Annotated in this window: 16 protein-coding genes; 4 read left to right on the forward strand and 12 right to left on the reverse strand. The window is 73.7% G+C overall.

Going from position 1 to position 19,553, the window contains the following annotated elements:
• Positions 1-8: 8 nt before the first annotated feature.
• From ACFWU6_RS10760 to ACFWU6_RS10800, 9 genes are all read right to left on the reverse strand, one after another.
• Positions 9-1,136: an LLM class flavin-dependent oxidoreductase gene (locus ACFWU6_RS10760; RefSeq protein WP_383980402.1), complete on the reverse strand. Its 1,128-nt coding sequence runs from the start codon at positions 1,134-1,136 to the stop codon at positions 9-11.
• A gap of 11 nt (positions 1,137-1,147) precedes the next feature.
• Complete coding sequence (locus tag ACFWU6_RS10765) at positions 1,148-2,221, reverse strand: LLM class flavin-dependent oxidoreductase (protein ID WP_383980407.1); 1,074 nt, start codon at positions 2,219-2,221, stop codon at positions 1,148-1,150.
• Positions 2,218-3,615: an NtaA/DmoA family FMN-dependent monooxygenase gene (locus tag ACFWU6_RS10770; protein ID WP_383980411.1), complete on the reverse strand. Its 1,398-nt coding sequence runs from the start codon at positions 3,613-3,615 to the stop codon at positions 2,218-2,220. Before ACFWU6_RS10770 ends, ACFWU6_RS10765 begins: the two co-directional genes overlap by 4 nt.
• Positions 3,616-3,640: 25 nt before the next feature.
• Positions 3,641-4,864, reverse strand: a complete 1,224-nt coding sequence (locus tag ACFWU6_RS10775; RefSeq protein ID WP_383980414.1) for an LLM class flavin-dependent oxidoreductase — start codon at positions 4,862-4,864, stop codon at positions 3,641-3,643.
• A 110-nt stretch (positions 4,865-4,974) separates the two neighbouring features.
• A complete protein-coding gene (locus ACFWU6_RS10780) occupies positions 4,975-5,787 on the reverse strand; it encodes a GNAT family N-acetyltransferase (protein ID WP_383980418.1) in 813 nt (270 codons plus the stop codon).
• A 55-nt stretch (positions 5,788-5,842) separates the two neighbouring features.
• On the reverse strand, positions 5,843-6,859 hold the full coding sequence (locus ACFWU6_RS10785; RefSeq protein WP_383799411.1) for a transporter substrate-binding domain-containing protein: 1,017 nt from the start codon (positions 6,857-6,859) through the stop codon (positions 5,843-5,845).
• Positions 6,860-6,942: 83 nt separating this feature from the next.
• Positions 6,943-7,776 (reverse strand): amino acid ABC transporter ATP-binding protein, encoded by an 834-nt coding sequence (locus ACFWU6_RS10790; protein WP_383980421.1) that lies wholly within the window; start codon positions 7,774-7,776, stop codon positions 6,943-6,945.
• On the reverse strand, positions 7,773-8,753 hold the full coding sequence (locus ACFWU6_RS10795) for an amino acid ABC transporter permease (protein WP_383980423.1): 981 nt from the start codon (positions 8,751-8,753) through the stop codon (positions 7,773-7,775). Before ACFWU6_RS10795 ends, ACFWU6_RS10790 begins: the two co-directional genes overlap by 4 nt.
• A gap of 209 nt (positions 8,754-8,962) precedes the next feature.
• Positions 8,963-9,448: an aryl-sulfate sulfotransferase gene (locus ACFWU6_RS10800; protein ID WP_383980426.1), complete on the reverse strand. Its 486-nt coding sequence runs from the start codon at positions 9,446-9,448 to the stop codon at positions 8,963-8,965.
• Between the two features lie 56 nt (positions 9,449-9,504).
• Here ACFWU6_RS10800 and ACFWU6_RS10805 point away from each other — a divergent pair, with 56 nt between their 5' ends.
• The gene (locus tag ACFWU6_RS10805) at positions 9,505-9,660 is read left to right on the forward strand and encodes a cupin domain-containing protein (protein ID WP_383799425.1); all 156 of its coding nucleotides are present in this window, start codon (positions 9,505-9,507) and stop codon (positions 9,658-9,660) included.
• Between the two features lie 126 nt (positions 9,661-9,786).
• On the opposite strand, the gene ACFWU6_RS10810 is transcribed toward ACFWU6_RS10805, so the two are convergent.
• Complete coding sequence (locus ACFWU6_RS10810) at positions 9,787-13,665, reverse strand: helix-turn-helix domain-containing protein (protein WP_383980428.1); 3,879 nt, start codon at positions 13,663-13,665, stop codon at positions 9,787-9,789.
• A 248-nt stretch (positions 13,666-13,913) separates the two neighbouring features.
• On the opposite strand from ACFWU6_RS10810, the gene ACFWU6_RS10815 reads away from it, so the two are divergent.
• Together ACFWU6_RS10815 and ACFWU6_RS10820 are read left to right on the forward strand one after the other, a co-directional pair.
• Entirely contained in the window at positions 13,914-14,978 is a 1,065-nt protein-coding gene (locus ACFWU6_RS10815) for a nitrous oxide reductase family maturation protein NosD (RefSeq protein WP_383980430.1), read from the forward strand.
• Between the two features lie 34 nt (positions 14,979-15,012).
• Positions 15,013-16,122: a methyltransferase gene (locus ACFWU6_RS10820; RefSeq protein WP_383799433.1), complete on the forward strand. Its 1,110-nt coding sequence runs from the start codon at positions 15,013-15,015 to the stop codon at positions 16,120-16,122.
• 115 nt (positions 16,123-16,237) lie between these two features.
• Here ACFWU6_RS10820 and ACFWU6_RS10825 read toward each other — a convergent pair whose 3' ends face one another.
• Both ACFWU6_RS10825 and ACFWU6_RS10830 read right to left on the reverse strand, forming a co-directional pair.
• Positions 16,238-16,495, reverse strand: coding sequence for an acyl carrier protein (locus tag ACFWU6_RS10825; protein WP_383799436.1), 258 nt, complete (start codon positions 16,493-16,495; stop codon positions 16,238-16,240).
• 10 nt (positions 16,496-16,505) lie between these two features.
• Complete coding sequence (locus ACFWU6_RS10830; protein WP_383980432.1) at positions 16,506-17,684, reverse strand: SchA/CurD-like domain-containing protein; 1,179 nt, start codon at positions 17,682-17,684, stop codon at positions 16,506-16,508.
• A gap of 230 nt (positions 17,685-17,914) precedes the next feature.
• Here ACFWU6_RS10830 and ACFWU6_RS10835 point away from each other — a divergent pair, with 230 nt between their 5' ends.
• Positions 17,915-19,546 carry an FAD-dependent oxidoreductase gene (locus ACFWU6_RS10835; RefSeq protein WP_383980434.1) on the forward strand — a complete coding sequence of 544 codons (1,632 nt, stop codon included), beginning with the start codon at positions 17,915-17,917 and terminating at the stop codon, positions 19,544-19,546.
• The last annotated feature ends 7 nt before the right edge of the window (positions 19,547-19,553 follow it).

Here is a 19,553-nt window from a genome sequence, read left to right on the forward strand (position 1 = left end):
GCCCCGCGTCAGCGGCGCGCCCACTCCTCGGCCAGCAGGCGGTAGGAGCGGACGCGGTCCGCGTGGTCGTGCGTGATCGTGGTGATCAGCAGCTCGTCGGCCCCCGTGGCCTCCTGGAGCCGCTCCAGGTGGTCGGCCACGGTCCCCGCGGAGCCCACGAACTGGGTCTCCACCCGGTCGGCGACCAGCTCCCGGTCCGCGTCCGTCCACGGCAGCCGCGCCGCCTCCCGCGGACTCGGGTAGGGGATGGCGCCCTGGGCCGTACGGATGCTGCGGACCCAGGGGGCGTATCCGGCGGCCAGGGTGCGGGCCGTCGCGTCGTCCTCGGCCACCACCACGTCGGCGGACACCGTCAGGTACGGCCGGTCCAGCTCGTCGGACGGCTTGAAGGCGGCCCGGTAGCCCTCCGCCGCCTCCAGCACCGAAGCCGGGCTGACGTGGTAGTTCGCCGCGAAGCGGAGCCCGTTGCGGCCCGCCGTGTCCGCGCTCACCCCGCCGCTGCTGCCCAGGATCCACACCTGTACGTCCGCTCCCTCGCCGGGGACAGCGTGCGCCTCCACCCCCTCCGGGGAGCGGTACTGGCCCCGCAGCAGCGCGAGGAGGTCGTCGACCTGCTCGCCGTACTCCTGCGGCTCGGCGCCGGGCAGGTTCAGCAGCTTCTGCTGGAGTGCGACCCGGGGATGGCCCAGCAGGTGGGCGAAGGAGAACCGGGCCGGGATGCGCAGCCCGTTCGGCGTGTACCCGTCCACCACCGGGGTGGCGGACGCCGCGGTGGCGGACGGGCGCTGCGGCGGGCGGCCCGCCGAGCGGCCCAGCCCCAGGTCCAGCCGGCCGGGGTGGAGCGCGTCGATCAGGCCGAACTCCTCGACCGTCGACAGGGCGGTGCGGTGCCCGAGCTGCACGGCGCCGGAGCCGATCCTGATCGTGGTGGTGGCGGAGGCGGTCAGTGCGAGGACGACCGCGGGGGACGCCCCGGCGACGCCGGGGTTCAGGTGGTGCTCGGCGAACCAGTAGCGGGCGTAGCCGAAGCGCTCCGTCTGCCGGGCGAGGTCGATGCTGCGGTGCAGCGCCTCCGCGGCGGTGGAACCGGACGTGATCGGGATGAGGTCGAGGACCCCCAGGGGGATGCCGGACATGGCCGGGCTCCTTACAGGTCGGCGGAGGGGACAGGGACGGGGAAGGGGGGAAAGACCGGGTCGGGGATCGCACGGCGCAGCACCGGTGCGACCTGCGACTGGAACAGTTCGAGGGAGGCGCGGTGCTCCGCGTCGGTGAGTCCGCCGGACTCGGCCTGCAGGTGGAGCACGGTGTGGCCGAACTCCTCGTGGTAGCGGTGCACCTTCTCCACCACCTGCTGCGGGCTGCCGATCAGCGCCGAGCTCCGCTCGACGAAGTCCTCCAGCGTCGTGAAGACCGGCTCCACGCCCTGCGCCGCGTGGAGCGCGAGGTAGCGCAGGAAGACCGGCCGGTACGCGGCGACCGCCCGCTGCGAGGTGGGCGCCGTGTGGAAACCGGCCGTGCCGGCGCCCACCACCGCGTGCGCCGGGTCGTGCCCGTAGTGCTCCCACCGTTCCCGGTAGTGGCGGATGAGCTCGGCGTACGGGCCGATCGGATGGGTGACGTTCGCCGAGAACAGCGGGTCGCCGTGGCGCGCCGCGAGATCGACGGACTCCCGGCTGGTCGCACTGCCGTGCCAGACCCGGAGGTCGCGCTGGTACGGCCGGGGCAGCGCCTCGGCGCCCGTCAGCGCCGGCCGGAAGCGCGGGCGCGCGGTCACCTTGTCCTCGCGCCAGAGCCTGCGGAACAGCTCGTAGCCCTCGGCGTTGCGCTCCCACTGGTCCTCGGGACCCACGTCGAACAGCTCGCGCTGGGCCGTGCCGTTCCCCTTTCCGATCATCAGCTCGAGCCGGCCGTCCGACAGGTGGTCGAGCGTCGCGTAGTCCTCGTACGCCCGGACCGGATCCAGCAGGCTCAGCGTGGTCACGGCCGTGTACAGGCGGATGCCGCGGGTCAGGGCGGCGACGTGGCCCAGGACCACGGGCGGCGAGGACGACAGGAACGGCCGCTCGTGGCGCTCGCCCACGCCGAAGCCGTCGAAGCCGAGCTCCTCCGCCAGCAGCGCGGCCGAGACCACCTGGCGGAAGCGCTCGCGGGTGGGGACGGGGGCGCCCGTGGCCGGGTCTCGGGCGTCCGTGATCAGGGTGATGGCGAGGAACTTCACGAAGCCGCTGCCCGCCGGCCGGCCGCCCGGTCCGCCGTCCGGTCCGGGGCGGGCACGGAGATCCCGAGGTGGTCGCGCAGGGTGGCGCCCTCATACTCGGACCGGAAGACCCCGCGCTCCTGGAGCAGGGGCACCACCGTGTCGGCGAAGGCGTCCAGCCCGCCCGGCGTGATGTGCGGGACGAGGATGAACCCGTCGGCGGCGTCTGCCTGCACCAGCGAGTCGATCGACTCGGCCACCGTGGCCGCACTGCCGACGAACGTCTGGCGGGCCGTGGTGGCGATGACGAGCTCGCGGATCGAGAGGTTCTTGGCTTCGGCGAGCTCGCGCCACTGGCGGGCGGTGGCCAGGGGGTCGCCGAACTGCCGTGCGCTCGCCCGCCCCTGGGCGATGGTGTGCTCGCCGGTGTCCGGGTCGACGTCCGGGAGCGGGCCGTCCGGGTCGTAGCCGGACAGGTCCCGGTTCCAGACGTGCTCCAGGTGCTTGATCGCGGTCTGTCCGCTGACCTGGAGGCGGCGCACCTCGTGGGCGGCCTCGTGGGCTTCGGCGTCGGTGTCGCCGAGTACGAAGGTGGCCGCGGGCAGGATCTTCAGCTGGTCGTGGGTGCGGCCGTACGCGGCGAGACGGCCCTTGACGTCGGCGTAGAACGCCCGGCCCTCGCCCAGGGTCCCGTACCGGCTGAAGATCGCGTCCGCCGCGGAGGCCGCGAACTCCCGGCCCTCGTCGGAGTCGCCCGCCTGGAAGACGACCGGCCGGCCCTGCGGACTGCGCGGCACGTTGAACCGGCCCTCGATGTCGAAGTGCGGGCCCCGGTGGGCGAAGGTCCCGGCCCGCGCGTCCCGCAGGAAGGTGCCCGAACCGGCGTCGGCGGCCACCTCGGAGCCGTCCCAGGAATCGAAGAGCTCGATGGCGGTGGACAGGAACTCCCGGGCCCGCGCGTAGCGGTCCCCGCGGGGCAGGAACCCGCCGCGGCGGAAGTTCTCCCCGGTGAAGGCGTCCCAGGAGGTGACGACGTTCCAGGCGGCGCGGCCCTCGGAGAGGTGGTCGAGCGAGGCGAACTGGCGGGCCACCTCGTAGGGCTCGTTGAAGGTGGTGTTGATGGTGCCGGTCAGGCCGAGCCGCTCGGTGACGCCCGCCAGGGCGGCGAGGACCGTGAAGGTGTCCGGGCGGCCCACCACGTCCAAGTCGTAGATCAGCCCGCCCTGTTCGCGCAGACGCAGGCCCTCGGCCAGGAACAGGAAGTCGAACTTGGCGCGCTCGGCGGTCTGCGCGAGATGGACGAACGAGTCGAAGTCGATGTGGCTGCCCGCCGCCGGATCGCTCCACACGGTGGTGTTGTTGACGCCCGGAAAGTGGGCCGCGAGATGGATCTGCTTGAGCGGCTTGGTGCTCATGGTTCGTCCTTCCGGATCGTCCGGGTCAGGCGGCGGGGCTTGCGGAGGGCCGCGCGGCGTAGCGGTTGGCCGGGCGTTCCAGGCCGAGCAGTCCGCGCAGGGTCCCCGCCCCGTACGCACGGCGGAACAGACCGCGGCGCTGGAGCTCCGGCACCAGCCCGCGGGTGACGGCGGGCAGGTCGTGGGCGGTGGCGCCCGGCCGCAGCCGGAAGCCCGACAGGCCCGCCTCCTGCCGTTCCGCGAGCAGGTCGGCCAGGTGGGCGGGCGTTCCGGTGAAGACCTCGGTGTCGTCTTCGAACGGGTGCCCCGCCAGGGCGTCGAGCCGGCCCTTGCGGTCGGCGGCCGCAGCCGCGTCCCGGTCGAGGAAGACGGTCAGGTCGCCGAAGAGGTGCAGCGGCTCCGGCCCGGGGCCGGCGCCCTCCCGCAGCCGCCGGATCGCGGCGGCGGCCGTGCGGAAGCCCTCGGCGCCGCGGGCGGCGACGTAACCGATGTCGGCGGACCGGGCGACGAGCCGGTGGGAGGCCTCGGCGCCGGCGGCGACACCGCCGGCGCTCACGAGGGGCTGTCCCTGCGGCGGCCGCGGGGTGATGGAGGGACCCCTGACACTGAAGTGCCGTCCCTCGAAGTCGATGTAGTGCAGCTTGTCGCGGTCGACGAAGCGGCCGGTGGCCACGTCCCGGATCTCCGCGCCGTCCTCCCAGCTGTCCCACAGCCGCCGGACCACCTCGATGTGGTCGGCGGCCTCGTCGTACAGCTCCGCGGCGGGGAGCGGGGGCGTGCGACGTCCGAAGTGGGCGGCCTCGTGCGGCAGTCCGGAGATCTGGACGTGCAGCCCGGCGCGACCGCGGCTGACGTGGTCGAGGGTGGCGATCGCCTTGGAGACGTGGAAGGGCTCGGTGTGCGTGGCGGTCACGCTCGGGACCAGCCCGATGTGCCGGGTCAGCGGTGCGACCCGGGCGGCCGTGAGCACGGCGTCCAGCCGCCCCCGCACCCGGTCGGTCCGTCCGTCGGGTCCCTCGGGCGAGGAGGACTGGAGGCAGAGGCCGTCCTCGAAGGTGACGAAGTCGAGCAGTCCTGCCTCGGCCTCTGCGACGGCGTCGGCCCAGTACCGGGCGGTGAAGAGCGCCTCGGGCCTGCCGCCCGGCTCACGCCAGGCGGCAGGGTGCCGGCCGGCTCCGTCAAGGGCCACGGCGAGGTGCAGCGGAGCGGACGACGGGGCGGCAGCGGACGATGACGGGGAATCGGACACGTCGGAATACGCCTTCCTGATCGGCGTGCGGAAGAGAAATCTGCGCGGGGTGGCGAATTCGTCCCGTCAGCCATTTCTTTCCAAGACGCTACGCCCGAAGGCAGGCCCGTTCAATGACGGGCATATGAAGAGAACTTGGCAGCGGTGTAACCCGGGTCGCACGGCGTCCGGAGTGCCAGGAAGAAAGGCCGGCGCCGCAGGGTGAAGCCCATCGACTCGTACAGCCGGATCGCGGTCGTGTTGCGCGCGGCGGCGTGCAGGAACGGCACGTCGCCCCGGTCCCGGATGCCCGCGGCGACCGCGCGGACCAACCGCGTCGCCAGACCGCCGCCGCGGTGGTCGGGGTGGGTGCACACCGCGCTGATCTCGGTCCAGCCGGGCGGGCGCAGCCGCTCCCCGGCCATCGCCACCAGCCGCCCCTGGTGGCGGATGCCGAGGTACGTGCCCAGTTCGACGGTGCGGTGCAGGAACGGGCCCGGCTTCGTGAGCTCGATGAGCGCGAGGATCTCCGGCACGTCGTCCGGCCCGAGCCGGACCGCCCCGGGGGCCGGCTCGGCGCGCAGCGCGGTGTCGACGAGCTGCACGGCCTCGATCGCGTCCACGGTCTCCCACCCCTCGGGCGGGGTCGGCAGCCCGGTGAGGGACACGACCTCGCCGGGTCCGACGAGCTCGTGCAGCGCCGCCCAGGACCGCGGGTCCGACGGGTCCGCGAGCGCCGCGAACGGAGCGACGTCCGGGGCGTAGCGGGCGGCGTGGACGGAGCGGCCGGGGCGGCCCGGGCGAAGGGGGTGGCCCGAGCGGCCGGAGCGGCTGCCCGGCTGCTCGGCGAAGGCCGCGTGCGGGCCCGACAGCGAGGCCCAGGCGGGGTTGTCGAGGATGTGCGGGGAGAGCGGGGTGAGCGGGGTGCGGGCGGCGGTGCTCATGGGACGAGACCCTCCTCGGGCGGCGCGAGCCGGGGCCGGGGGGCGGCCCGCAGGCTCAGGAGTTGGTCGCGGGCAGGCCGGGAGGGTTGACCTCCGAGACGGGTACGGCTTCGTTGGAGAGGTTCCAGGCGCTGAGCAGCTGCGCGTACTGGCCGTTGCGGATCAGGTGGTTGATCGCGTCCGCCACCGGCTTGGCGAGACCGCTGTCCTTCTTGGCGGTCGCCGCGATGAGCCCCTGGAGCGTCTCACCGGCCCCGGAGTACGATCCGGCGTTGCGGGTGGCGGCGTTGCCGCCCGCGGTCTGGGTGATGTGGTAGGCGATGGACGGGTTCGGTCCGAAGTACAGGTCGATCTTCTTGCCGCTCAACGCCAGGTTGGTGCTGTTGGCGTCGGGAAAGTACTTGACCGTGAGGTCCGCGCCCTCGGCCCGGAGCTTCCTCTGCCACTCCAGCAGGATCTTCTCCTGGTTGGTCCCCGAGCTGACCGCCACCGTCTTGCCCGCGAGGCTGCGGTGGTCGCCGCCGAAGTTCCAGGGGTTCTCCTTCAGTGCCTCGAAGGCCAGGTTGTCCTTCCGGTAGGAGGCGAATTCGTACTTCTTCTTGCGCTCCTCGGTCACCGTCACGTTGGTGAAGGCCACGTCGACCTTGCCGCTGTCGATGCCGACGAAGAGGTTCTCCCAGGTGGAGTTCTTCACGACGGGCTTGAGCCCCAGGGTCGCGGCGACCAGCCGGCCGAGGTCGGGCTCCGCGCCCGTGAAGGTCTTCTGGTCCGTACCGACGTACGCCAGGGGCGGGAAGCCTGCGGGCAGGGCGCCGACCCCGATGACGAGCTCGCCGCGCTTGCGGACGGCTTCGGGCAGGCCGGCGCGCAGGGACTCCACGACCGGTGCGTCCAGCTCGGCCTGCCGCGCGGCGCCGTTGGAGACGGCGCCGACGGTGACCCTGCCCGCAGCGGTGTCGGTGGCCTCGGCCTCGCCTCCGCACGCGGTGAGTGCGGAGGCGAGGGCCATGGTGGCGGTCGCCGCGCCGAGGCCGCGGACGAGTCTGGTGCGCAGGGCGGTTCGGTGTCGCATGGTGTTCCTTTTCGCAGAGGAGCGCAGCGGGTACGCGGGGTGGTGGGCGTGCGCGGGCGCAACAGGGGGGTGGGTGCGGGGAGTCACAGCACCTTGCCGAGGAACTCCCGGGTGCGGGGGTGCGCGGGCCGGTCCAGGACCTCGCCGGGCGGGCCCTGCTCGACGACGCGGCCCTCGTGGAGGAAGACGATCCGGTCGGCCACCTCGCGGGCGAAGCCGATCTCGTGGGTCACCACGACGAGGGTGGTGCCACCGGTGGCCAGGTCCTTGATCACGGAGAGCACTTCGCCGACGAGCTCGGGGTCCAGGGCGGAGGTGGGCTCGTCGAAGAGGATGACCCCGGGCCGCAGCGCGAGCGCGCGGGCGATGGCCACCCGCTGCTGCTGGCCGCCGGACAGCTGCCGCGGGTAGGCGTCGGCCCGGTCCCCGAGCCCGACCCGCTCCAGCAGTTCGCGGGCCAGTGCGTCGGCCTCGGCCCGGGGCAGCCTGCCGGTGGCCGCGGGGGCCGCGGCCACGTTCTCCAGCACGGTCAGGTGCGGGAAGAGGTTGAAGCTCTGGAAGACGAAGCCGATCCGGCTGCGCTGGGCGAGGATCGCCCGCTCTCCCAGCTCCTTGAGCCGGTCTCCGTGGCGTTGGACGCCGATCGGCTCGCCGCCGACGCTGACGTACCCGGCGTCCGGCTTCTCCAGGTGGTTGAGGACCCGCAGCAGCGTGGACTTGCCGGAGCCGGAACGGCCCAGGATCACGGTGACGGTACCCGGGGCGAGGGTCAGGTCGATCCCGTCCAGGACCCGGTGGGCGCCGTACCACTTGTGCACGGCGTGCACCTCGACGGCGGCGGGCCGCCCGTCCGCGTCGTGCGCGGCGGGGGCGGTACCGCGGGACGGGGTGGCGGCGGTGGTGGTGGCGGTGGTCATCGGGCCGTCTCCTTCCGGAAGCGGATCCGCAGGTCGCGCAGGCCCGTTCGGGCCCGCTGGACGGGGGTGGGCGGCAGGGTGCGCAGCGCGCCGCGGGCGTAGTGGCGCTCCACGTAGAACTGCACGGCGGACACCAGGCTGGTGAGGATCACGTACCAGACGGTGGCCACCAGCAGCAGCGGCACCACGTCGCCCGGATACGTGCTGGCCAGGCTCTGCACGGAGCCGAACAGATCGAGCAGGGACACGTAGAAGACCAGCGAGGTGGCCTTGAGGAGGCCGATCAGCTGGTTCACGTAGGAGGGGACGATCGAGCGGAGCGCCTGCGGGAAGACGATCCGGGCGAACTGGTACCGCTTGGGCAGGCCCAGCGCGGCCGCCGCCTCGTGCTGGCCCTGGTCGACGGAGAGCACGCCGGCCCGGACGATCTCGGCCGCGTACGCCGCCTCGCTCAGGCTCAGCCCCACGACCGCCACGACGATGTCGGTGGCGAGCCGCGACTCGTCGAAGGTGAAGAACGCGGGCCCGAACGGCACCCCGATGCTCAGGGTGGGGTAGAGCGCGCCGAGGTTGTAGAGGAAGAGCAGGATCACGATCAGCGGCACGGAGCGGAAGAGCCAGATGTACGTCCAGCTCACCGACCGCAGCACCGGGTTGCCGGAGAGCCTGCCCAGCGCCAGCAGGACGCCGCCGGCCAGGCCCAGGACCGCGCTGTACGCGGCCACCTGGAGGGTGATGAGCAGCCCCTCCAGGATGACCGGCCGGAGGAACCAGTACGCGAAGCGGTCCCATTGGTAGAAGGGGTTGGAGAGGAGCCCGTGGGCCGCCTGGGAGACCAGCACCAGGACGATGGCGGCGGCGGCCCACCGGCCGGGCCGGCGGAGCGGGAGGACCCGCTCGGCGGGACCCGGCGGGCCGGTCGGACCGGGGGGTCCGGGAGGGCCGACGGGGGCGGAGACGAGCAGTGGTTCGGTCACGGACACTCCAGCAGCCTCGATATGCGGGGGAATCGAAAAGCAGCCGTCATGCCGGACGGGAGAGGCCGCTGATGTCGTTTGTCTGCGGCGTAAGCTAGGCAGCCCGGAGAAGGGGTGTCAACGGTCTCGATATCGGCACGCGCAAAGGCGCGTGCCGATTTCATACCCCGTACACACAACGCCCTCGGAGGAAATGATTCCGGGTCGGATCAAAGCCAGGGAAGCTGCTCGGCGGAGTAGCGATAGGCGCGGAAAACGGAGTTCTGGGCACCGTCCGAGGACTCCAGTCCGACCCCTTTGCCGAAGGACCGGAACTGCGGTACCACGAACTCCCACACCACGTCCCCGCCGGGGGTCACCTCGAAGAGCCGTCCGAAGGACCCCTCGGCGATGAAGGTGTTCCCGTTGGGCAGCCGCTGGGCGCTGGACATGTAGGGGCTGAAGAAGGTCTGCGGCGGGTTGTCCTCGTAGGACCACACCTCCTCGCCGGTGTGCGGATCGAGCTCCAGCACCCGCGAGTACGGCACCGAGGTGGTGTCGCGGTAGGTGCCGTTGTCGAAGACGAGGACGGTGCCGCCGGGCAGCTCGTGCGGGTGGTGCTGCTGCGCCAGTACGTCGGGGCCGATGCGCCAGCGCACGGACCCGTCGGCGCGGTCGACGGCCACCGTCGTGGAGGCGCTGCGGAAGCCCACCACGAGCCGGGCCGGGGGAGCGCGGCTGGTTCGAGCACCCGGGCGAGGACCTCCTGTACGTGCTGGAGGGCGAGATCGTCCTGGAGGTCGAGGGCGAGGAGCCGCTGCACCTGCGCGCCGGCCAGAGCGCCCACCACCGGGGCGAGGTCCCGCACCGCTGCCGGCTGGCCGGACCGGCTCCGGCCCGCACGCTCCTCGTCATCGCCGGCGCCTGAGGACGGCCGCCGGACCACCACGTGGTGCGGGTGCCGTGCGGCACCCGGACCGGCCGGTGCTCCGGGGGCAGCGGGGCCGGGCCCGCCGGCCGGCATCAGAGCCGGGGCCGGGCCCGCCGGCCGGCGTCAGCGGCGCGGGCAGCCCCGGTCCGGCGGGACCGACACTCCGGGGACCGGCACCGGCCCCGCCTCCGGGTCGGTGTCCGCCCGCAGCCGGCACAACTCGGCCAGCCGGGCACCGACGTCCAGGTCCCACAGCCGCACGGTGCCGTCGGTGCTGCTGCTGGCCACCGTCCGCCCGCCGGGGGAGAAGGCCACCCCCCACACGGCGTTCGCGTGCCCGGCCAGCGCCGCCACCGCACGGCGGCCGGGCACGTCCCAGAGCCGTACCGTACGGTCGTTCCCGCTGCTCGCCAGCGTCCGGCCGTCGGGGGAGAAGGCGATGCCCCGGGCGGAGCCGGTGTGACCGGCGAGGGCCGCCTCGAAACGCCGGCTCCCGGCGTCCCACAGGCGGACCGTACCGTCGTTGCCGCTGCTCGCCAGGGTCCGCCCGTCCGGGCTGAAGGCCACGGCCCGCACCGCTCCCGTATGCCCCGTCAGGCTGGCCAGCGGGCTGCGCGCCGCCACGTCCCACAGCCGGACCGTCAGGTCGTCCCCGGCGCTCGCCAGGGTGCGCCCGTCGGGGCTGAACACCACGTCGTTGGCGAAGTCCGTGTGCCCGGCGAGGAGGGCCAGCGGCCGGCGGGCCGCCACGTCCCACAGCCGGACGGCGCCGTCCGAACCGGCCGAGGCCAGCGTCCGCCCGTCCGGGGAGAAGGCCACCGAGAACACGGTCCCGCCCAGGCTGGTGAGGGTGGCTGCCGGACCGCGCGCGGCCACGTCCCACAGCCGGACGGTGCCGTCCGAACCGGCCGAGGCCAGCGTCCGCCCGTCCGGCGAGAAGGCCACCGAGAACACCGTCTCGCTGTGCCCGGTGAAGGTGGTCAGGACGCGCCGGCCCGCCACGTCCCACAGCCGCACGGTGTGGTCGGCCTGCGCGGTCGCCAGCAGCCTGCCGTCCGGGCTGTACGCCGCGTGCCAGATCTCGGTGAACGGGCGCGGCGCCAGCACCGGCCCCCGCAGGTCCCACAGCACCACCGACTGGTCGAATCCGGCGGTGGCCAGCAGCGCCCCGCCCTCGTCCACGGCCACGCCCAGCACGTAGTCGGTGTGCCCGGCGAGCGTCGCCGTCAGCCGGCCGCTGGACACGTCCCACAGCCGGGTCGTCCCGTCGCCGCCCGCGCTGACGACCGTCGTGCCGTCCGGGGTGTGGGCGACCCCGTTCACGTCGTCGCTGTGCCCGCTCAGCGTCGCGGTCGTCCGCCGCCCGGCCACGTCCCACAGCCGTACGGTCCGGTCCACGCCCCCGGTGGCGAGCGCCGTCCCGTCCGGCGAGAACGACACCCCCAGCACCTCGTCGGAGTGCCCGGAGAGCACGGCGAGCGGACGGGCGTCCTGCGGGTCCGGATTCCACAGCCGTACGGTCCGGTCGGCGCCCGCCGACACCAGCGTCCGGCCGTCCGGGGCGAAGGCCAGCGCGTTGACCCGCCCGGTGTGGCCGGGGAGCGCCGCCAGGACCCGGTGCTCCCCGCCGGTCTCCCACAGCAGGACCGTCCCGTCGGCGGCCGCGACGGCCAGCGTCCGCCCGTCGGGGGCGAAGGCCAGCGCCCGGGCGCCCGCGGTACGCCCCGGGAGGACCACGGCCGCCCCCCGTCCGGACGTGTCCCACACCCGGGCCGGCGCGTCCGGGGACGCGGCCGCGAGCGTGCGGCCGTCGGGGCCGAAGGCGACCGCACGCACCCGGCCGGGCATCCGGAAGGTGGCCGTCGTACGGCGGTCGGAGAGCCGGCGCAGCGTCACCGTCCCGTCGGAACTGGCCGCCGCCAGCGCGGAGTCGTCGGGGGAGAAGGCCACCGCGTTGACGGGCCCGCCGTGCCCGGAGAGCCGGGCCACGAAGGGCTGGGCCTGCGTGCTCAGCAGCGCCCCGCGGGCCTCGGCCGTCTGCTCGGTCCGGTACGCCAGACCGGCCAGCAGCATCGATCCCTCCGGCTGTCCGGCGGCGAGCGCGGCCGACTGCAGGGCCAGCGCCCGGGAACGGGCCTCGCGTTCCTGCCCGAGGGCGGCCGTGCGCTGCTGGTAGGCCAGGCCGCCCGCGCCCAGTGCGAGGAGCAGCAGGACCAGCAGGGTGGCCAGCATCCGCTGCCGCAGCCGGACCTGACGCCGCGCCTGCCGCTCCCGACCGTCCTCACCGGCCTGGCAGGCCCGCAGGAAGTCCTCCTCCAGGGGGCCGAGCCGGCTGCGGCCGTCGAGCTCGTCGGCCCAGGACCGGACCGTGTCCAGCCGGGTCCCGCGGTAGAGGGCCGACGGATCGCGCCCCTCGCGCTCCCACTCGGCGGCGGCGTGGGCCAGCTGCTGGTGGATCAGGAGCCCGGCCCGGTCCGCGCGGATCCACCCGCGCAACCGCGGCCAGGCGTGCAGCAGCGCCTCGTGGGTGATCTCCACGGTGTCCCGGTCCATGGTGACGAGCCGGGCCCGGACGAAGCGGTCCAGCGCCGCGGCGGCGCCCTCCGCGCCGTCCGACGACCCCAGCAGGGCGGTCCGGGCCGCCCGGCGGCGGGTGGCGCCGGCGCCCTCGGCGATCTGCACCAGCCGTACCAGGATGCGGCGGATCGCCCTCTGCTCGGCCGGGTACAGGCCGGCGAACACCGTCTCCGCCGTGCGCGCGACCGCCCCCTGGATGCCGCCGGTGCGCTCGTACCCGGCGACGGTCAGCGCGTCCCCCTCCCGCTCCTGCCAGGTGGCCATCAGCGCGTGGGAGACCAGCGGCAGCGCCCCGGCGGGGACCCGGCCGGACGCGTCGTCGCGCAGTCCGGCGTCCCGCAGCAGCACGGGGACCAGGCCCGGTTCGAGGGTGGCGCCGGCGAGCTCCGCCGGGCGCGTGACGGACTCCCGCAGCTCCGCCACGGACATCGGGGGAAGCACGAACAACCCCGCGGTGAACGCCGGGGCGAGCTCCGGGAGGTCCATGCAGTCGCCGGAGAAGTCGGCCCGTACCCCCAGGACCACCACGGCGGGTTCCTGTCCGGCCGCCGCGGCCCGCGGTGCGCTCGCCACGGTGGTGAGCACCCGCACGAAAGCGCGCCGCTCGTCCTCGTCGGCGCAGAGGGTGAACAGCTCCTCGAACTGGTCGACGAGCAGCACCGGCCTGACCGGCTGCGCCGGGGACTCACCCGTACGGGTGTGGTCCGAAAGCCGGCTGACGGCTTCGAGGAGCGCCTCGGGCCGCTCCCGCAGTTCCTGTACGGAGAGGCCGGGATCGCTGCCCAGCACCTTCGCGGCGCAGTCCAGCAGCTCCTCCAGCGGCCGGGCGGTGGGGGTGAAGCGCACCACCGGCCAGGTGTCGGCCCCCGGCATCGGGAAGCCTCCGACGCGCCCGAGGGCGGGTACGAGACCGGCGTTGAGCAGGGAGGACTTGCCGGCGCCGGAGGGCGCGACCAGCAGCAGCGGTCCGTCGCCGATGCGCTCGAAGACCCGCTCGACCAGCTCTGCCGTCGCCCGCGCCCGGCCGAAGTACCGCCCGGCGTCCCGCGCGGTGAAGGCCGGCAGCCCCGGATAGGGGCACGCACCGGAGGGCCGGTGGCCGGCGGTGGCGGGACGCGGGCCGGGGACGGAGCCGGCCGGGCCCGTCTCCCGGACCAGCCGCAGCAGTTCGCCTTCGGCGCGCAGGACCTCGTCGCAGCGGCGCGCGACGTCCGGGGTGGCGGGTTTGGCACCCGTCTCGATCTTGCTCAGGTAGCCCTTGCTGTAGTGCGTCTGCCGGGCCAGGTCGGCCAGCGACAGGCCGCGGTCCCGGCGCAGCCGTCTCAGCCGCGCGGGGAACGACGCCGTGGCGTCGCCGGGTGAACCGTGCTGGTGATCGGTGTTCCGTCGGCGGTCCGGATCGCCCAAAACATCCCCCATGGCCATGCGTGCCCAGGCTGCGAGACGGCAGGGCCCAGGCTACAGCGGGGCGTGACGGACAGACGGCGCTCGCGCCCGGTATGACGAGAACAGGAACCTCCGGAGCCGCGCGATCCCGGCGGTGGACGCGCCGGCCTGACGGGGTGTGGGGTCGCCACTCCTGCGGGCCCAAAATGCCGCCGTTTGCCCACGACATGTATCCATCCGCTTACCCGGTGTGGCGGGCGGAGGTGATCGCCCCTAACTTCGGCATCGTGACGAACCGACAGTTCCACTCCCTCGCATGCATCTCGGTCGTGATGGCCGCAGGCCTCGGCGCCCTCGCGCCGACCGCTGCCGCCGCCGGCCACACGGTGCGTCCGGGCGAGTCGATCCAGGAAGCGGTGGACGCCGCACGGCCGGGAGACAGCGTCTTCGTGCTGCCCGGCACCTATCACGAGAGCGTGAACATCACCAAGCCCCTGACCCTGCGGGGATCGGGCTCGAAGACGGTGATCATGCCGCCGGCCCCGGCCGCCGTGCGCGCGGACAACGCCTGCGCCGTGGCCGGCAACGGCATCTGCGTCATAGGGACGGTCGAGAAGCCCGTCGCCCGGGTCAGCATCCGATCGCTGACCCTGACGGGATTCAGGAAGAGCGGCATCTGGGCCTCCCGCACCGACCGGATGAGGGTCGAGCAGGTCACCGCGGAGAAGAGCGGTACCTGGGGCATCGCCCAGGAGAGGTCCACCCGCGGAGTCTTCCGCGCCAACGTGGCCCGGAACAACGCCGAGTCCGGGATCTTCCTCGCGAACACCATCGACCGTGAGGGCGGCGCCACCGACACCCTGGGCGCCCGGGTCCACGGCAACACGCTGACCGGGAACCGGATCGGGGTGACGGTCAGGCGGGTCCGGAACCTCAGCGTGCACGACAACACCCTCACCGGGAACTGCGGCGGCGTGTTCGTCGTCGGCGACGAGGGCGATCCCGGCGCCGGCGACATGACCATCCGCGGCAACCGGATCCACGAGAACAACAAGTTCTGCCGCGGCAACAGCCGCCTCCCGGACATCCAGGGGGCGGGCATCGTGCTCACCGGAGCCGAGAAGACGACCATCCGGGGGAACTCCGTCCGCGGCAACGTGGGCTCCGCCCCGCTGTCCGGCGGAATCCTGCTGTTCAAGAGCTTCGTGGGCGCGCAGAACACCGACAACGTCATCAAGGACAACGAAGTGACGGGCAACAAGCCGGCCGACCTCGCCAACCAGGGGACCGGGAGCGGCAACACATTCCTGCGCAACAGGTGCCGGATCTCCACGCCCGCAGGGATGTGCTGACCGTGTTTCCCGTCGACAGGAGGAGCGAAGCCGTATGACCACGACCAGCACCACACCAGCCACCCCGCCCCCGTCCGCCACCATCCCCGCCACCATCCCCGCCGCCACCCCGCACGTACCCGTCCCCGCCCACACCCCGCAGCCCGCCATGCGCCTGCGGGAGCTCGTCTTCGGCGCGGCGTGCGCCGCCGCCGTCCGCGCCGCGGCCCGCCTCGGGGTGGCCGACGCCCTTGGCGAGACGCCCGCCACCGCGGCCGGGCTGGCGGCGGCCCTGGACTGCGAACCGCAGCCCCTGGAGCGCCTGCTCCGCGCCCTGACCTGCTACGGCGTCTTCGCGGAGACGGAGGACGGCCGCTTCGTCCACACGGAGATGTCGAGGCTGCTGCGCGAGGACGACCCGCACAGCCTGCGCTACATCTCCTTGTGGTGCACCGAGCCCTGGACCTGGCAGGTCTGGCCGCGGCTCGACGACGCGGTCCGCTCCGGCGGGAGCGTCTTCCCCGACCTCTACGGCAAGGGGTTCTTCGACTACCTGCACGAGGACGCGCCGGAGTCGGCCCACGTCTTCAACCGGGCGATGACCACGTCCAGCAGGCAGTCGGCGCTGGACGTCGCGGAACTCCTCGACCTCACCGGGGTCTGCGTGGTCGCGGACATCGGCGGCGGCCAGGGCCACGTGCTGGCCGGCCTGCTGGAGAAGCACCCGGAGGTCCGGGGGGTCCTGCTGGACCTCCCGGGAGTGGTGGCCAAGGCGGACCCGCGGCTGCGGGACGGCGGGCCGCTCGCCGACCGGGCCGCCATCGTCGCCGGCGACTGCCGCGAGGAGGTCCCGGTCGAGGCGGACCTCTACATCATCAAGAACATCCTGGAATGGGACGACGAGAGCACGCGCAGGACCCTGCGCAACGTCCTCGACGCCGCCCGCCCCGGGGCCAGGGTCGTCGTCATCGAGAACCTCGTGGACGACAGTCCGTCGATGAAGTTCACCACGGCCATGGACCTGCTGCTGCTGCTCAACGTGGGCGGCGCCAAGCACACCAGGGAGAGCCTCGTGACCCGGATGGCGGACGCCGGCCTGCTGGTCGGCGAGGTCCGTCCGGTCAACGCCTACCTCCACGCCTTCGAGTGCACCGTGCCCGGTTAGGAGCCGGGGCCGTCGGCCGCCGCCCCTGCCGGGGCACCCCGCATGCCCCGAGACCGGCGCGACGCCGGTCTCGGGGCACGGGCACGGGCACGTGTGCCGGGCGGTGGCCGGCCGGTCAGCTCCCGGCCAGGAGGGAGGTGTTGACCAGCTCGATGAACTCCCGCGGCGATCTGCAGCGGTCCGCGTCGGCAGGCAGGGGCCGGCTGTGCCGGTTCTCCAGCTCGCCGACGATGCCGAGGAGGCCGAGGGAGTCGAGGCCCCACTCGTCGAAGCCCGAGTCGGGGCGGTCGGCCATGGCGACGGGGTCGACGGTGACTCCCGCGCCCTTCTTCATCAGCGCGGCCAGGTCTTCCATCGTCAGCTGAACGGTCATGGGACCCTCCTCAGGACTGCGCCGGCGCGCGCCGGTCGGTGATGAGGCGCATCTCGGAGCGCGCCAGGAAGCGGGAGAGCTCCTCGTCCGTGGTCGGGACCCCGTCCTTGGCGCTGTCGAGCAGGCGGGCGAGCACCCCCGCCTTGTGGCCGGCCCGGACGCCGAGCGCGAGCTCGGGCCGGGCGTCGAGCGGGCCGCTCAGGTCCAGGAGCCGTACGACGACGTCGTCGCGCTGGAAGACCGTGCTGGCCTCGACGGGGCTGTCGGGGTCGTCCACGGCCGCCTCGTCCTGCTCGGCGAGCAGCCGGGCCAGGGCCGCGCCGCAGCCGTCCTTGGCGGGGTAGAACAGCGCGTGCCGCCGCAGCGGGGCGGCCGGCTGCCCGCCGTGTGCCACGTGGTGGACCGCCGGGAGGGCGGCGCGGGTGAAGAAGACCCGGGCGGACGCCGGATCGGTGAGGTCCCGGTCCTGCTCCAGGTACGGGTTGACGGCCTCCTCCACCGCCCGGACCTCGGGCTGGCCGGACACGTGCCGCAGCGCCGCGAGCAGGTCCCCCTCCACCTCGACCGTCCGCACGACGCGGTTGCCGTGCATGTACAGCGAGGTGCGGCGGAGCCGGGTGTTCTCGTCGACCCGGGCCTGCGGCGAGGCGTACCCGGCCAGCAGCTCCGCGACCACGGCCTCACTGCCCGGTTTGACGGTGAAGGTCAGGGCGTGGCGCATCACGCCGTCGCCGCGCCGGGGGGCGGTTAGGAGGCGTTCCCGGCCGCGTTCGCGCACGGGTGCGCCGCCGTACCCGGGTCCGGCGGTGAAGTCGAACCCCGCCACGGAGGGTGTGGGCGGAGCAGTCCTGCCGGTCTCCCGCAGCACGCTGAACCGCAGGGAGCGGGTGTCGCGCACGCATCCGTGGAGCGGCTGCACGGTCTCGACGTGCGCCTCGCTGTTGATCCAGGCGAGGAAGGGCTGCGCGCTCTCCCACTCGCTGGTGATGAGCCATTGGGACGGGTTCTCGATCGACTGGCACAGTTCGTCGCTGATGTGCCCGGGTACGGACGACACCTGCTTGCGCAGATGCTCGTACACCTCCAGGAATTCGTTCTGGGCCCCGTCGTACAGGTCCAGCAGCAGCACGACCCGCAGCCTGGAGTCGTCGAAGGCGGACTGGGATATCCGTTCCGACATAGTCGTCATCGTTCACACTCCTTCGAGACCGGGCGGTCGCCGCATGCCATGGGGCGTCGTCGGTCTTCGGTGGCATCCGCCTGGGTGATCCGCCTGCGGATGCGGTCGGTCAGCCCCCCGTAACGCGGGTGGCGCCACCCGACCCGATCGTTGTCCCTTAGTGCGATCGGCGCGAGAGGGGAGAACCATGCGGGTGAACGGGCGAGGCAAGAGCCCCCGGACAGGGCATGAAGGAACCCATGAAGGAAAACGTCGACCACCACGTGCCCGTCCTCATCGTGGGCGGCTCCCTGGTGGGTCTGTGCACCTCGCTGTTCCTGGGCCGCCACGGCATCAGGCACATGCTGGTCGAGAAGCACGCGGGCACCTCCCTGCACCCGCGCGGCCGCGGCATCAACGTCCGGACGATGGAGCTGTTCCGGGTCGCCGGAGTCGAGGCGCGGATCCGCGAGGCCGCCTCGGCCCTGGCGGACAACCACGGCATCCTGCAGGGCGGATCCCTGACCGGTGACGACCAGGAGTGGCTGTTCGAGGAGATCGACCCGGGGGGCGCGCTCGCGCGCTTCAGCCCCTCGGCGTGGTGCCTGTGCAGCCAGAACGACATCGAGCCGGTCCTGATGTCCGTGACCCCCGCGCTCGGGGCCGACCTGCGGTACTCCACCGAGCTCCAGTCCTTCGAACCGGACGCCTCCGGGGTGACCGCGCGGCTGAAGAGCCGGGACACCGGTGAGCACACCACCGTGCGCGCGGACTACATGGTCGCCGCCGACGGACCGCGCAGCCCCGTGCGGGAGCAGCTCCGCATCGGGCAGAGCGGACCCGGAGAGCTGTTCCACAACGTGAGCATCACCTTCCGCTCCCGGGGCCTCGCGGGCATCGTCGGCGACCGCCGCTTCATCGTCTGCTACCTGACGAAGCCGGATGCGGACGGGGCCCTGCTGCCGGTCGACAACCGGGAGCGGTGGGTCTTCCACGCCCCCTGGCACCCGGACCGGGGCGAGATGCTGGAGGACTTCACCGAGGAGCGCTGCATCGAGCACATCCGCCGCGCCGTCGGCGACCCCGGCCTCGACGTCGAGATCACGGGGAAGGCCCCCTGGCACGCCGCCGAGCGGGTCGCGCAGCGGTACTCGGTCGGCCGGGTCTTCCTCGCCGGCGACTCCGCCCACGAGATGTCCCCGACGGGGGCGTTCGGCTCCAACACCGGCATCCAGGACGCCCACAACCTGGCCTGGAAGCTCGCCGCGGTCCTGGGCGGATCTGCGGGCCAGGGGCTGCTGGACTCGTACGAGGCCGAGCGGCTGCCGGTGGCCCGCGCGACGAGCGAGCGCGCCTCGGCCCGCTCGGCGGAGCACAGCCATCCCGGGTACGAGCCGGCGGCGGACGCACGCGGAGGCCGGCCGGGCGGGGTCCTGAAGGTGGCCATGGGCTACCGCTACACCCGGGGCGCCGTCCTGGGGACCGACCCCTCCCTGCCGGTGGTGCCCGACCGGTTGCAGCTCTCGGGCGAACCGGGCACCCGGGCCCCGCACATGTGGCTGGACGGGCCCGACGGCCGGAAGTCCACCGTGGACCTCTACGAGCGGACGTTCGTCCTGCTGGCATCCGAGGACACGCCCTGGTGCGAGGCGGCCCGCCGGGTCGCCGCGAAGACCGGCGCGGGCCTGGTCGCCTACGCGATCGGCGCCGGGCCGCAGGCCGATCTGGCGCCGGGGGACGGAGCCGGCTGGGCCGAGGTGCACGGCACGACACCGGCCGGGGCAGTCCTCGTCCGCCCGGACGGTTTCGTGGCCTGGCGGGTGCCGGAGGCGGTGGCGGATCCGGAGGCCGTCCTCCACGAGGTCCTGCACGGGCTGCTGCACCGGGCCTGACCCCGCG

It is taken from the genome of Streptomyces sp. NPDC058674 (genome assembly GCF_042716505.1).
Lineage (GTDB): Bacteria > Actinomycetota > Actinomycetes > Streptomycetales > Streptomycetaceae > Streptomyces.